Origin of the sequence: Streptosporangium vulgare (assembly GCF_042428775.1) — a bacterium.
Lineage (GTDB): Bacteria > Actinomycetota > Actinomycetes > Streptosporangiales > Streptosporangiaceae > Streptosporangium > Streptosporangium vulgare.
Genome location: NZ_JBHMBS010000011.1, coordinates 231,878 through 245,203 on the forward strand (window position 1 = coordinate 231,878; position 13,326 = coordinate 245,203).

Annotated in this window: 13 protein-coding genes; 10 read left to right on the forward strand and 3 right to left on the reverse strand. The window is 73.0% G+C overall.

Annotated features, from left to right (window positions below; all coding sequences use genetic code 11):
• Positions 1–3: 3 nt before the first annotated feature.
• The 9 genes from ACFFRH_RS23985 to tsaD all read left to right on the forward strand — a co-directional run bounded on the left by ACFFRH_RS23985 (position 4) and on the right by tsaD (position 8,233).
• Entirely contained in the window at positions 4–1,584 is a 1,581-nt protein-coding gene (locus ACFFRH_RS23985; protein WP_386159626.1) for an NAD(P)H-hydrate dehydratase, read from the forward strand.
• Entirely contained in the window at positions 1,581–2,708 is a 1,128-nt protein-coding gene (gene alr, locus ACFFRH_RS23990) for an alanine racemase (protein ID WP_386159628.1), read from the forward strand. Before ACFFRH_RS23985 ends, alr begins: the two co-directional genes overlap by 4 nt.
• A gap of 20 nt (positions 2,709–2,728) precedes the next feature.
• Entirely contained in the window at positions 2,729–3,817 is a 1,089-nt protein-coding gene (locus ACFFRH_RS23995; protein WP_344742968.1) for an alpha/beta fold hydrolase, read from the forward strand.
• Positions 3,818–4,041: 224 nt separating this feature from the next.
• Positions 4,042–4,494: a tRNA (adenosine(37)-N6)-threonylcarbamoyltransferase complex ATPase subunit type 1 TsaE gene (gene tsaE / locus ACFFRH_RS24000; RefSeq protein ID WP_344742967.1), complete on the forward strand. Its 453-nt coding sequence runs from the start codon at positions 4,042–4,044 to the stop codon at positions 4,492–4,494.
• A gap of 264 nt (positions 4,495–4,758) precedes the next feature.
• Positions 4,759–5,430 carry a hypothetical protein gene (locus ACFFRH_RS24005; RefSeq protein WP_386159631.1) on the forward strand — a complete coding sequence of 224 codons (672 nt, stop codon included), beginning with the start codon at positions 4,759–4,761 and terminating at the stop codon, positions 5,428–5,430.
• A gap of 6 nt (positions 5,431–5,436) precedes the next feature.
• Positions 5,437–6,000 (forward strand): class F sortase, encoded by a 564-nt coding sequence (locus tag ACFFRH_RS24010; protein WP_344742965.1) that lies wholly within the window; start codon positions 5,437–5,439, stop codon positions 5,998–6,000.
• Between the two features lie 76 nt (positions 6,001–6,076).
• On the forward strand, positions 6,077–6,760 hold the full coding sequence (tsaB, locus tag ACFFRH_RS24015) for a tRNA (adenosine(37)-N6)-threonylcarbamoyltransferase complex dimerization subunit type 1 TsaB (RefSeq protein ID WP_344742964.1): 684 nt from the start codon (positions 6,077–6,079) through the stop codon (positions 6,758–6,760).
• Complete coding sequence (gene rimI / locus ACFFRH_RS24020) at positions 6,757–7,209, forward strand: ribosomal protein S18-alanine N-acetyltransferase (protein ID WP_344742962.1); 453 nt, start codon at positions 6,757–6,759, stop codon at positions 7,207–7,209. Before tsaB ends, rimI begins: the two co-directional genes overlap by 4 nt.
• Entirely contained in the window at positions 7,202–8,233 is a 1,032-nt protein-coding gene (gene tsaD / locus ACFFRH_RS24025) for a tRNA (adenosine(37)-N6)-threonylcarbamoyltransferase complex transferase subunit TsaD (RefSeq protein ID WP_344742961.1), read from the forward strand. The genes rimI and tsaD overlap by 8 nt, the downstream gene beginning before the upstream one ends.
• Before the next feature lie 316 nt (positions 8,234–8,549).
• Here the strand turns inward: tsaD and ACFFRH_RS24030 are convergent, their stop codons facing one another.
• On the reverse strand, positions 8,550–9,608 hold the full coding sequence (locus ACFFRH_RS24030; protein WP_344742960.1) for an alkene reductase: 1,059 nt from the start codon (positions 9,606–9,608) through the stop codon (positions 8,550–8,552).
• 108 nt (positions 9,609–9,716) lie between these two features.
• Here ACFFRH_RS24030 and ACFFRH_RS24035 point away from each other — a divergent pair, with 108 nt between their 5' ends.
• Positions 9,717–10,319 (forward strand): MarR family winged helix-turn-helix transcriptional regulator, encoded by a 603-nt coding sequence (locus ACFFRH_RS24035; RefSeq protein WP_344742959.1) that lies wholly within the window; start codon positions 9,717–9,719, stop codon positions 10,317–10,319.
• A 193-nt stretch (positions 10,320–10,512) separates the two neighbouring features.
• Here ACFFRH_RS24035 and ACFFRH_RS24040 read toward each other — a convergent pair whose 3' ends face one another.
• Positions 10,513–11,802, reverse strand: coding sequence for a hypothetical protein (locus ACFFRH_RS24040; protein WP_344742957.1), 1,290 nt, complete (start codon positions 11,800–11,802; stop codon positions 10,513–10,515).
• 238 nt (positions 11,803–12,040) lie between these two features.
• The gene (locus tag ACFFRH_RS24045; RefSeq protein WP_344742956.1) at positions 12,041–13,207 is read right to left on the reverse strand and encodes a class I SAM-dependent methyltransferase; all 1,167 of its coding nucleotides are present in this window, start codon (positions 13,205–13,207) and stop codon (positions 12,041–12,043) included.
• Between the last annotated feature and the right edge of the window lie 119 nt (positions 13,208–13,326).

Genomic DNA, 13,326 nt, shown 5'->3' on the forward strand with positions numbered 1-13,326 from the left:
GGAATGCTGACCGCGTACACATCCGACCAGATCAGGGCGGCCGAGGCGGCGCTGATGGCGACGCTGCCCGAGGGCGCCCTGATGGAGCGGGCGGCCACCGGGCTCGCGGTGGTCTGCGCCAGGATGCTCGGCGGGGTGTACGGCTCCCGCGTCGTGCTGCTCGTCGGCGGCGGCGACAACGGCGGCGACGCCCTGTACGCCGGGGCCCGCCTGGCGGCGAGGGGGGCGAGGGTCGAGGCGCTCCTCGCCGGGACACGCGTCCACGCGGCGGGCCTGGCGGCCCTGCGCCGCGCGGGCGGCCGGGTGACCGGCCTGCGCTCCGATCACGGCCCCGCCAAGAACCCGGCTCACGGCCCCACCGAGGATCCGGCTCACGGCCCCGCGGAGGACCCGGCGGGAGCGCGCGTCCGCGCCCTGCTCGACGCGGCGGACCTGATCGTGGACGGGATGCTCGGGATCGGCGGGGCCGGGGCGCTCAGGGAGCCGTACGCGACCCTCGCCGGGCTCGCGAACGACGCGCCGGCCGAGGTCCTCGCGGTGGACGTGCCGAGCGGGGTGGACGCGAGCAGCGGCCGGGTGGAGGGTCCGGCGGTCCACGCGGACGCCACCGTCACGTTCGGGGCGTGGAAGGTCGGGCTGCTCGTCGATCCCGGCTCCGGGCACGCGGGCCGGAGAGAGCTCGTCGACATCGGACTCGGCCCCCACCTGCCCGACCCCGACGCGGCCGTGCTCACCGGCCCCGACGTGGCCGGGCTGCTGCCCAGGCCCGGCGCGTCGTCCGACAAGTACCGCAGGGGTGTCATCGGGATCGCGGCCGGGAGCGAGCGCTACACCGGAGCCGCGGTGCTCGCCGTGGGCGGGGCGCTGCGGGCCGGGGTGGGCATGGTCCGCTACGCGGGGGTCGCGGAGCCGGTGGCCCAGGTACGGGCCCGCTGGCCCGAGGCCGTGATCACCACGCTCGCGCCGGGCGAGGGGGTCGAGGAGGTGGGCCGCGTGCAGGCGTGGGTGCTCGGCCCCGGCCTCGGCACCGGCGACGAGGCGCACGCCATCGCCCGCTCGGTGCTGTCGAGCGAGGTCCCCGTGCTCGTCGACGCCGACGCGCTGACCCTGGCGGCCCAGGACAGGTCCCTGCTCCGCCGGGGCGCGCCGGTGCTGATCACCCCGCACGCGGGCGAGCTCTCCCGCCTGATCGGCGTGCCGAGGGAGCGGATCGAGGCGCGGCGCCTGGAGAACGTGCGGCGGGCGGCGGACGAGCTGGGCGTGACGGTGCTGCTCAAGGGCTCGACCACGCTGGTCGCCGAGGACGGGCGGCCGGTCAGGATCAACCCCACCGGCAGCCCCTGGCTCGCGACCGGCGGCACCGGCGACGTGCTGGCCGGCCTGGCGGGCGCGCTGCTGGCCGCCGGGCTGAGCGGGTACGACGCGGCCTCCTGCGCCGCCTACCTGCACGGGATCGCCGGGCGGGAGGGCCCTCTCACCGCCTGGGACGTCGCCGAGGCCCTGCCGGAGGCGGTGCGCTCCCTGCTCGACGGACCGGCCGACGGCACCAGGCACCACAGCTCACCTGCCAAACTGGGGTCATGAGTTTCCCGATGACTCCCGCCGAGGCACGGGTGGATCTCTCGGCGATCCGCGAGAACCTGGCGCTGCTCGCGAGCCACGCCCCGGGCGCCGGGATGATGGTCGCGGTCAAGGCCGACGCCTACGGGCACGGGCTGGTCCCCGTCGCCCGCGCCTGCCTGGAGGCCGGGGCGGGGCGGCTGGGCACCGCCTACGTCCGCGAGGCCCTGGAGCTGCGCGCCGCCGGGATCACCGCGCCGATCCTGGCGTGGATCATCCCCCCGGGCGAGCCGCTGGACCAGGCCGTCGGGCACGACATCGAGCTGTCGGCGGGTTCCGTCACGACGGTCGACGCGATCGCCGACGCCGCCGCCGACGCCGGCGAGACGGCCAGGGTGCACCTGAAGGCCGACACCGGCATGTCGCGCGGCGGCGCGGCGGCGGCCGACTGGTCCGCCCTGGTCGAGCGGGCGCTGCGGCACCGGGCCGAGGGCACGATCGAGATCGTCGGGCTCTGGTCCCACCTCGCCTGCGCCGACATCCCGGGAGACCCGTCCGTCGCGGCCCAGCTGGCCGCCTTCGACGAGGCGCTGCTCGTCGCGGAGAAGGCCGGCGCGGGGGGCTCCCACGTCGTCAGGCACATCGCCAACTCGGCGGCCATCCTGACGCTGCCGCAGGCACGCTACGACCTGGTCCGCCCGGGCATCGCGGCCTTCGGGCTGAGCCCGGTTCCCCAGCTCGGGGACTTCGGGCTGCGCCCGGCGATGACGCTCGCCGCGCGGATCGCGCTGGCCAAGCGGGTGCCCGCCGGATCGGGCGTGTCCTACGGGCATCTGTACATCACGGATCGGGAAACGACGCTTGGCCTCGTCCCGCTCGGGTATGCGGACGGGGTCCTACGGCACGCCACCAACCTGGCGGAGGTGCTGGCCGGTGGCCGCAGGAGGCGGATCGCGGGCAGGGTCTGCATGGACCAGTTCATGATCGACGTAGGGGACGACCCGCTGGCGGAGGGTGACGAGGTGATCCTGTTCGGCGACGGCTCGCGAGGTGAGCCCACCGCTCAGGAGTGGGCGGATTCCCTTGGCACGATCACGCATGAGATCGTGACCAGGATCGGTTCGCGGGTCCCGCGCGTTTACCGATGAAAGGCAGCTCAGGGGGTCGCATGAGTAGTACCAGACGGCGCAGGGTCGGTATCGCGGGCGCGGTCGTCGGTGTCGCGTCGGCGGGATTGGCCGCCGGGGCCCTCGCCAAGCGGTACGCCATCGGGCGCATCAGGCTCCGCCCCGACCTGGAGGCGAGCGAGCCGCTCGGAGAGCTGCGCGGCAGCCCCACCACGGTCACCACCTCCGACGGCGTTCCCCTGTACGCCGAGGTCGACGGGGAGGAGGACGCCCCGCTGACCGTGGTGTTCTGCCACGGCTACACCCTCAACCTCGACTCCTGGCACTACCAGCGGCGCGACCTGGGCGGCACGCACCGCCTGGTCCTGTGGGACCAGCGCTCCCACGGCCGCTCGCCGCGCATCCCGATGAAGGACTGCTCGATCGACCGGCTCGGCGACGACCTGGCCGAGGTCATCGAGGCGCTGGTGCCCGGCCCGTGCGTGCTCGTCGGCCACTCCATGGGCGGCATGACGATCATGGCGCTGGCCGACCGGCATCCCGGGCTGTTCGGCGACAGGATCAAGGGCGTCGCGCTGATCTCCACCTCCACCGGCAAGCTCGGCGAGATCTCCCTGGGCCTGCCCGCGCTGCTGTCGAAGGCGGTGCACAAGGTCACGCCGGGCACGGTGTCGCTCCTGAGCCGTGGCGGTTCGCTGGTCGACAAGAGCCGCCAGGTCGGCAACGACGTGGCCTTCCTCGCCCTGCGCCACCTGGGTTTCGGCGACTCCAAGAACGTCAGCCCCACGGTCGTCGACTTCGCCGAGTCGATGATCCGCTCCACCCCTTTCGAGGTGATCGCCGAGTTCTACCCGGCGCTGATGTCGCACGACAAGCTGAGCGCGCTGCGTGTGCTGGACGGGGTGCCGACCTCCATCATGGTCGGCGACAAGGACTGGCTCACGCCCGTCGAGCACAGCAGGGCGATGGCGGCGGCGCTGCCGAGCGCCAGGTTCACCGAGGTTCCGGAAAGTTCGCACCTGGTCCAGCTGGAGCGGCCTACCGTGGTCAACGACGCCCTGCGCGACCTCCTCAAGCGGGTGGACGCCGGTGAGATCGACGCCGCCGACGCCGATGACGCCGACCGGTGAGCCGGGGGCACGCGCACGGCGTACGGTGAGCCCGAGATCCGACGGGACCGGGATCGAGGGGGCGCCGGGCGGCGTCACGGGCGCGCACGGCGTACGGTGAGCCCCGGGGTCCGACGGGACCCGGACCGGGGTTCGAGAGGGTGCCGGGCGGCGTCACGGGGTGGTCAGCGGACCCCGGGAGGCGCCGTGAGGCACCGAGAGGCATCGACAGGAGTGACGAAGCGGTGAGAATCGTGGCGACCGCCGAGGAGATGCGGGAGCTGGGCGAGGAGCTGGCGGCGCTGTTGCGCCCGGGAGACCTGGCGGTGCTGTCGGGCCCGCTCGGCGCGGGCAAGACGACCCTGGTGCAGGGGATCGCCGAGGGGCTCAAGGTGCGCGGCCCGATCACCTCGCCGACCTTCGTCATCGCCCGGGTGCATCCCTCGCTCTCGGGAGGCCCGCCGCTGGTCCACGTCGACGCCTACCGCCTCGGGGGCGACCTGGAGGTCGACGACCTGGACCTGGACGCCTCGCTGGAGGAGTCGGTGACGGTCGTGGAGTGGGGCGAGGGCCTGGTGGAGGGGCTCGCCGACGACCGGCTGGAGATCCTCATCGGCAGGGGCGCGTCCGGCGAGCCGGGCGAGGAGCGGACCGTGACCCTCCGGGGCGTCGGGCCGCGCTGGCACGGTGTCGTCTAGCGGTCTCGTCCGGCGGTGTCATCCGGCGGTGTCACCTGGGCGTTGGCGCGGCGTCATCGGAGTTGGTACGGCGTCATCCAAACGGTGTCGTCTGTTGTGCCTACGAAGAAGGAGAAATCCTGGCACGCTGGCACTACGCCCCATTGGTCTAGATCGTCAGGCGTGATGATCGACTCTGGCGGGTTTGCCCATGTTTAATGGGGAACAGGTGGGAAATCGTGCCGGGCGAGGGTCGTCGGCCGGAGGGCGAAGTGGAGTTCGACGGTGCCAAGCGTCAAGCGTGTCGCGGTTCTGGGAGCTATCGTCCTTTTCGGACTGGTCGGGTGCTCGGCGGGCGCCGAATCGGCGAGCCCATCGGGCACGCCCACCCCAACCCCGCCTGATTCCGGCATCAGCCGGCAGGACATCGAGGTCCAGCTCCAGCCGGCCCGCGCCAAAGCCGGGCAGAAGGTGTGGATCCTGGCCAACTGCCCGATCCCGCAGGGAGGTCCCGAGCATCGCGGCACCGCGTCCTCCCGGATCTTCCGCACCCCGGTGACCCTCGACCCGATCCTCGCGACGCCCACGCCCGACCCCGCCTCGACCGCGACCCCGACGCCGCGCCCGTGGGTCCGCGGCCAGGCCACCGTCGCCGAGGGCGCCGCCGCCGGGGTCCACGAGGTCAACGCCAGGTGCGAGGGGACCAACGACACCGGCAAGGCGAACCTGAGGATCGTGCCCGACACCGAGCCGAGCTCGACCCCCACCTCCGAGGAGCCCACCTCCAAGCCGACCAGGACGATCATCAGCACCGAGGCGCCCGGTACGGGCGGCGGCGGCACCGCGGCCGGAGGCCCCAACGAGTCGGGCGCCCCGATCGGCACGACCGGTGTCCTGCTCGCCCTCGCCCTGGCGGGCGGCATCGGCATCGCGGTCGTGCGTCGCCGCCGCTCGTAGTCCCCGATGGCCGATTCCACCCGCTGGTCCAGGATCGTCCTGGCCGGAGTGATCACCGGTGCCGTCATGGTCGCGTTCGGCAACAGGGGCGGGGACGTCAAGGAGAAGGAGAAGGCGCCCGCCCGCACCTCGATCGTGCCCAGCCGCATCGACATCCCGTCCCTGGGGATCAAGGCGCCCCTGATGAAGCTCGGCGTGACGGACGGCCGGGTCGATCTGCCGCCGTACGAGAAGCCGAACGTCGCGGGATGGGTGAAGGACAGCGCGGTCCCCGGAGACGAGGGGTCCGCGGTGATCCTCGGGCACGTGGACACCAAGACCGCGCCCGCGGTCTTCTACAAGCTCAAGGACATGCGGGAGGGGCAGGTCATCAAGGTCGTGCGCAGCGACGGCAAGGTGGCCCAGTACCGCGTGGACACGATCGAGCAGATCAGCAAGCACCGGTTCCCCGCGGACAAGGTCTACCTTGAGGACGGCCTGCGGCTGATCACCTGCGGCGGGGACTTCGACTGGGACAACCACGAGTACCGCGACAACCTCATCGTCTACGCCACCCTGGTCAAGACCTGAAGTCCCGCCCGCCGGAGGGGCTCAGGTCGGGGGGAGTGCCCCTGAGCCCTCGCGGGACGGGATAGGCTAACTGTTCGTGCTGGTCCTGGCCTTTGACACCGCCACCCCCGCCGTCACCGCAGCTCTGCACGACGGTGAGAGGGTCCTCGCCGAGTCGACGACGATCGACGCGCGCCGCCACGGCGAGTTGCTCGTGCCCACGATCGAGACGGTCCTTCGGGAGGCCGGAGCCTCGCTCGGCGACGTCACCGCCGTCGTCGCGGGCTCGGGCCCCGGCCCCTACACCGGTCTCCGGGTCGGCCTGGTGACCGCCCAGGCCCTCGCGACGACGATGGGCGTCCCGGCGTACGGCGTGTGCACCCTCGACGCGCTCGCGTACGGCAGCGGGCTGACCGAGCCGTTCCTGGTGGCCACCGACGCCCGGCGCAAGGAGGTGTTCTGGGGCCACTACCGGGACGCGCGCACCCGGTTGTCGGGTCCAGCGGTGGACCGGCCCCAGGACCTGCCCGCGGAGCTCCCCCTGGTCGGCGCGGGCGCGCGGATGTACGCCGAGATCGTCGGCGCCTCCCGGATCCTGGACGCCCCCGAGTACCCCCACGCGGGCGCGCTGGCGGCGCTCGCCGCCGGGCGGCTCGGCGAGCCGGGCGTCCTGGAGGCCGTGGAGAGCGGCACCCACCCCGTGCTCGGCCCGCCCCGCCCGATCTACCTGCGCCGCCCCGACGCCAAGGTGCCCTCGGCGCCCAAGAGGGTCTCCGCATGACGGCGGTGCTGCGCCCGATGACCGCCGACGACCTGCCCGCGGTGATGGAGGTCGAGCGGAAGACCTTTCCCGCCGACGCCTGGAGCGAGGGCATGCTCCGCGGCGAGCTCGACGACCAGCCGAGGACGAGACACTACGTGGTGGCCCTGGTCGACGACGTGATCGTCGGCTACGCGGGCCTCGCGGCGGCGGGGGACCAGGCCGACGTGCAGACCATCGCCGTCCTGACCGAGTGGCGCCGGGCCGGCGTCGGCGGCGCCATGCTGACCGAGCTGCTGGCCGAGGCCGCCCGCCGGGGCGCGGTGTCGGTCTTCCTGGAGGTGCGCGCCGACAACCCGGGCGCGCAGGCCGTCTACGACAGGTTCGGGTTCGAGCGGATCGGCCTGCGCCGCCGCTACTACGAGGACGGCACTGACGCGATCATGATGAGGAAGGATCTCCATGCGTGACGAACCGGTGGTCCTGGGCATCGAGACCTCCTGCGACGAGACGGGGATAGGCATCGTCAGGGGGCACACCATGCTGGCCAACGCCATCGCCTCCAGCGTCGAGCAGCACGCCCGCTTCGGCGGGGTGGTGCCCGAGGTCGCCTCCCGGGCGCACCTGGAGGCGATGACCCCGACCGTCGAGCTGGCACTGGGCCGGGCGGGGCTGCGCCTCGCCGACGTCGACGCGATCGCGGTCACCGCCGGGCCGGGCCTGTCCGGCGCGCTGCTGGTCGGCGTCGCCGCCGCCAAGGCGTACTCGCTGGGCCTGGGCGTGCCGCTGTACGGCGTCAACCACCTGGCCGCGCACGTCGCGGTGGACCAGCTGGAGCACGGGGCCCTGCCCAAGCCCTGCATCGCCCTGCTGGTCTCCGGCGGGCACTCGTCCCTGCTGCTGGTGCCCGACGTCGCCAGGGACGTCATCTCGCTGGGGTCCACGGTGGACGACGCCGCGGGCGAGGCGTTCGACAAGGTGGCCAGGGTGCTCGGCCTGCCGTTCCCCGGCGGGCCGCACATCGACAGGGCGGCCCGTGAGGGCTCCGGCGCGGCCATCGCGTTCCCGCGCGGCAAGTACGACGACGGGACGCTCGACTTCTCCTTCTCCGGCCTGAAGACGGCCGTCGCCCGGTGGGTGGAGGCCAGGGAGAAGGCGGGCGAGTCGATCCACGTGCCCGACGTGGCGGCGTCGTTCCAGGAGGCCGTCGTCGACGTGCTGACCCGCAAGGCGCTGCGCGCGTGCGCCAAGTACGACGTCCAGGACCTGCTGATCGGCGGTGGCGTGGCGGCCAACTCCCGGCTGCGGGCGATGGCCCAGGAGCGTTGCGACGCGGCCGGGGTCCGGTTGCGGGTCCCCAGCCCCGGGCTGTGCACGGACAACGGCGCCATGGTGGCGGCCCTGGGGGCCGACCTGGTGGCGGCCGGCATCACGCCGTCGGGGCTGGACATCCCCGCCGACTCCTCGATGCCCATCACCACCGTCCACGTCTGACGGGTCCGGCCGACGACCAGGTCCGGGGGCGGTCGTGCACGTACCGCCATCCCTGTCTGGCGGGACCGGCTTACGACCAGGTCCGGGGGCGGTCGCGTACGCACCGCCGCCCCCGTCTGACGGGGCCGGCTCTCGTCCGCGGGTGTCGCCCGGCCGGGGCGTTCCGTTCACAGGTGGCCGGTGCCCGCCGGCCGTCGCGCCCCCATCGGGCGGCGGCTGTGCGGGCTCTCCGCGGCTGGGTGTCCTGGGTGCCCTCGGGCGGAGCCGCCGGGTGTCCTGAGCCGGAGTGGCCGGGGGCCGGAGTGGGCGGGCTGTCCTAGGCGGAGTGCAGGGCAAGCACCGGGTAGTCGGTGTAGCCGCGGTGGTCGCCGCCGAAGGCCGAGCTGAAGTCCGCCTGGTTGAGCTCGGCGCCGAGACGCAGGCGGAGCGGCAGGTCGGGGTTGGCCATGAACGACGCGCCCAGCGAGACCAGGTGGGCGCCGCGCTCCAGCCAGTGCGCGGTCCGGGCCGCGGGGTCGCCGATCGAGGGGTCGTTGACGATCAGGGTGTTCGGCCAGGACTTGAGGATCTCCTGGTTGAGGTCGTCGGAGGGGCCGGCCACCAGGTGCAGGTAGGCGAGGTCGAGCTCGGCGAGCTCGGAGACCAGCGCCGGGTAGACCTCGTGCATGTCGTCCTCGACCAGGTCTCCCGCGCCGTTGCCCGGCGAGAGCCGGATGCCGACCTTGGAGGCGCCGATCCGGTCCGCGACCGCCCGCGCGGTCTCCACGCCGAAGCGGATCCTGTTCTCCACCGAACCGCCGAAGTGGTCCTCGCGCAGGTTCGCGTTCCGCGACAGGAACTGGTGGATGAGATAGCCGTTGGCGCCGTGCAGCTCGATCCCGTCGAAGCCCGCGTCCACGGCGCGCTCGGCGGCGTCGGCGAAGTCCTGGACGGCCGACTCCACCTGGGCGGTCGTCAGCTCGCGCGGCGTCCGGTAGTCCTGCAGGCCCGAGGGTGTGAAGATCTGGCCCGCCGGTCGTACGGCGGACGGCCCGATGGGCAGCGCGCCGGTGTTGTCGGGGTGGCCGATCCGGCCGGAGTGCATGATCTGGGCGAAGATCCTGCCGCCCGCCGCGTGGACGGAGTCGGTGACCTCACGCCACCCGGCCACCTGCTCGTCGGTGTGCAGTCCGGGGGTGTTCATGTAGCCCTTGCCGTCCTGGCTGGGCTGCACGCCCTCGGTGATGATCAACCCCGCGGAGGCCCGCTGCGCGTAGTAGAGGGCGGTCAGCGACGAGGGGATCCCGTCGACGTAGGACCGCGACCGGGTCATGGGCGCCATCACCAGGCGGTTGGGCAGCTGGAGACCGGCGAGCGAGAACGGTGTGAAAGGCATGACGACTCCCTTTATTGGCTAACCAACTTGGCTAGCCAATAAGTAGTTCTACAACTTGGTCGGCCAACATGCAAGCGGTAGTCTCGGGGGTGACGGAAGGACCTGAACATGGCGGAGCCGCTGATCGACGAAGAGCTCGACGTGACCGGCGAGTGCGCCGCGGCCGGGGGCGCCGGGGGCGGCGAGGTCGGCGAGGTCACGGCCGGGTCGTGCGGTGTGGCCACGGCCTGCGGTGACTACGACGGTGACCTCAACTGCCTGATGGCGAACGCGACCCGCGGCCACCGCGTACTGCTCGCCAGCCTTCTCGGGGAGATCGACCTCTACCCCGGCCAGGAGCGCGTGATGGGCGCCCTGTGGGACAACGGGCCGCAGTCGCAGAACGCCCTGGCGAAAATCGTCGGCATCGACGTGTCCACCATGACCAAGACCCTGCAGCGCCTGGAGCGCAGCGGGTTCGTCAGCCGCAGGCCCGACATGGCCAACCGGCGGATCAGCATCGTCGACGTCACGCCCAAGGGGCACGCGCTGCGCCCCGAGGTGGACCGGGTCCTCACCGAGATGCATCGCCGGATGACCCAGGGGCTGACGGCCGAGCAGACCGAGGAGCTGTTGACCCTGCTGTCCGTGGTCAGGGACAACCTGTGCCCCGAGATGCGGGTCGTCGAGGGCACGGAGAGCCACCCGATCGGTGTCGCGCACGCCGGTTGACGGCGTCCGTGCGGAGGCCTGGCGAGCCTCGGGAGTCGGCTTCCGAGAGCCGTCCGGTCGGTGTCGCCCGCGTCGGCCGGAGGTGCCCGTACGGGGCTCGGGCGAGCACGAGGGGGCGCCGAGCCGACCGGCGACGTCCGTACGGGGCCGGGCGGGCCGGTGGAGGCGCGGGGGGCTGGGGCGGGCCCGGTGGTCAGTCCTTGTCGCCCCTGGTGGGGCGGAGCAGCGCCTCGGCCAGGGCGAGCATGGTCTCCTCCAGGGCGCCGAGGCGGCGGGTGAGGTCGGTGTGCGCGGGCTCCACGGTCTCGCTCAGCGCCTCGGAGAGCTGGTCGCGGTCGGGCAGGGTGCGGAGCGTCTCGGCCAGCGGGGCGAGCGCGGCCTCGGCCCGGATGACACGCTCGTCCAGGGAGTCGAAGCGCTCGCGCTGCTCGTCGGTCTGGACGCCGATGAGCGCGCCGACGCCGAGGACGGCGGGCAGGACCTCCAGGCGCTCGTCCAGGCTCTCCAGGCGCTCGGCGGACTTCTCCGCGTGCCCGTCCAGCGTGGACAGCCGGGAGTCGATGACGTCCATCCGGCCGGTGAGGCGGCCCTCGATGTCGTCGAGGCGCTCCTCAAGGGTGTCGAAGCGGCCACCGGCCGCCATGCGGTGGCCGTCCAGCCGGTCGATGCGGTGGTCGATGCGGTTCTCGACGGCGGCGGTGCGCTCGTCGATCCTGGGCACGACCAGGTCGACTCTGGCGCCCACCTGCTCGACCCTGCCGCTCACCAGGTCCACCTTGCCGTTGACCTGCTCGACGGCCGCGAGCATCCGGTCGGCGGCGGTGCCGACGGCCTGCTGGACGCTCGCCGACAGGTCGAGCATCCCCGCCTCGACGCGCCCGGTGCGCTGGGCGAGGTCGGCGAGGGCCCTGTCCAGGCGGCTGAACCGGTGCGCCGCGATGCCCATGTCGGCCTGGAGCCTGCCGAGGTGCTCGGCGAGCTGACGCACCTGCTCGTCGAGGCCGAGGGTGCCGTCCGAGATCGCCCTCAGGCGGGTGAGCGCCTCCTCCACGCTCTCGCCCACGGTGCCGAGGTCGGTCCACAGGCTCGGCAGCTCGCCGAGGGGGGTGACCCGGTCGCGGACGGTCTCGACCCGGCGGCCGAGGGAGTCGACCCGCTCGCCGACGGCGTCGACGTGGTCGCGCACCGCCTCGACGTGCTGGGCCAGGCCCTCGGCCCAGGAGGGCGGTTTGGCGGCGATGTCGTCCAGGCGGCCGTGGACGGACTCCAGCGTGCCGTTCAGCCCGCCGATCTCGCGCTCCCTGACCTCGCGCAGCAGCCACTCCATGCCCTCCAGGCGCTGCCGGATCTCGTCGAGCACCGCGCCCTGGGTCCGCTGCTCGTAGACGTGGTCCTGCGCCGCGCGGGCGAGGAGCTCGCGCATCCGGTCGGAGATCGCGGTCTGGCTGCCCGCCTGGAGCAGGGTGTGGTCGGAGTGATCCACCGAGAGCTCCTTCACTCGCCGACGCTCAGCCGCGCGGTTGGATTTGATGGGATTTGCTGATGAACGAGATGAAACCGCAGTCGAGAGAGAACTCCCGCCCGGCAACCTTAGCCTCTGGATCAAGGTTTTCCGGCAGCGAGAATAAAAGACAGGAATTGCCGGTTCGCTGGAAGAATTGACTATTTTGGCTGGTCAACCAGGGCCGATACGGCCGGTTAGGCGGAACCGGTCCGGCCGGTCAGCCGGGGCCGCACACGAAGGCGAACGGCCGGTCGCCGATTCGGGTGAGAATGACCACCGCGGATTCGTCACCGGAAAGCCGGAGGTCTTTCCTGAGGCGGTCGACGTCCACCGCGGAGCCGCGCTTCTTGATCGTCACATTGCCCGCGCCGCGCTCGCGGAGCGCCGCGCGCAGCCGCTTGAGCGAGAACGGCATCGTCTCGTGGACCTCGTACCGCGACGCCCACGGCGTCGGTGTCGCGGCGTCGCCGGTGATGTAGGCGATCTGCGGGTCGAGCAGGCGCCCGCCGACCGACGCGGCGATCTCCGCGACCAGGTGGGCGCGGATCGCCGCGCCGTCCGGCTCGTAGATGTAGCGGCCGACCGGGCCGGTGGCGGGCTCGCCGAGGGCGGGGTCGGGCGTCATCGTGGCGCCCGACGGCAGCATCGTGGCCCTGCGCGCCGTCTCGCCCGCCAGCGCGCCGCACCAGATCACGGCCTCCTTGACGTCGCCCCTGTAGGAGACCCACTCGGCCTCCGCGCCCTCGGGGACGAACTCGTACGGGATCCCGGGGGCGACCTTCAGGCAGGCGGCCCCGGCCCCGGCCACCATCTCCAGCACGGCGGGCCAGGGCGGCGAGTAGCCCATCGGGTCGAAGGTCCTGCCCCGCGCCGTCCGGCGCGCGGGGTCGGCGAACAGGACGTCGAAGGCGGCCGGGTCCAGGGTGGAGGCGTCCGCGGCGCGGACCGAGACCCGGTCGCCGAGGCCCAGCGCGTCCGCGTTGGCCTGGGCGATCGCCGCGGTGAGCGGGTCGGTGTCGACGGCCTCGACGGAGCACCCGGCCCTGGCCAGGGCGAGGAGGTCGCCGCCGATGCCGCAGCAGACGTCGGCGACCCGCGAGCCCGCGGGGACGCGTCGCGCCCGGTGGTCGGCGACCTCCCGGCGGGTGGCCTGCTCCAGGCCGGTCCGGGTGAAGTACATGAGATCGGCGTCGGCCCCGAACTTCTCCCGCGCGCGCAGCCTGAGCGTGGCCTGCGTGAGCGCCGCGGAGGTCAGATCCGCGTCGTAGGTCTTCCGCAACCTGGTCACCGCCGCCACCGGGTCGTCGCCGGCGGTCCCGGCCGCCGCGTCCAGGGCCTCCTGGCCGCGCGGGGTCAGCAGTTCCCGGAATGCGTCGAGATTCACACCAGCCGACGCTACCGCCTCAGCCGTAGGGCTTCGCGAGGGCCTTCCACCTGGCTTGACGTTCGCGTGAAGCGCAGAAGGGGTGCTTCGTGTTGACTGTCAAGGCCACCTTGCATACT

Bases quoted from the DNA above. Each gene is read 5' to 3' on its own strand.
- ACFFRH_RS23985 (WP_386159626.1), top strand. From the start codon at position 4: ATGCTGACCGCGTACACATCCGACCAGATCAGGGCGGCCGAGGCGGCG.
- alr (WP_386159628.1), top strand. From the start codon at position 1,581: ATGAGTTTCCCGATGACTCCCGCCGAGGCACGGGTGGATCTCTCGGCG.
- ACFFRH_RS23995 (WP_344742968.1), top strand. From the start codon at position 2,729: ATGAGTAGTACCAGACGGCGCAGGGTCGGTATCGCGGGCGCGGTCGTC.
- ACFFRH_RS24010 (WP_344742965.1), top strand. From the start codon at position 5,437: ATGGCCGATTCCACCCGCTGGTCCAGGATCGTCCTGGCCGGAGTGATC.
- rimI (WP_344742962.1), top strand. From the start codon at position 6,757: ATGACGGCGGTGCTGCGCCCGATGACCGCCGACGACCTGCCCGCGGTG.
- tsaD (WP_344742961.1), top strand. From the start codon at position 7,202: ATGCGTGACGAACCGGTGGTCCTGGGCATCGAGACCTCCTGCGACGAG.
- ACFFRH_RS24030 (WP_344742960.1), bottom strand. From the start codon at position 9,608: ATGCCTTTCACACCGTTCTCGCTCGCCGGTCTCCAGCTGCCCAACCGC.
- ACFFRH_RS24035 (WP_344742959.1), top strand. From the start codon at position 9,717: ATGGCGGAGCCGCTGATCGACGAAGAGCTCGACGTGACCGGCGAGTGC.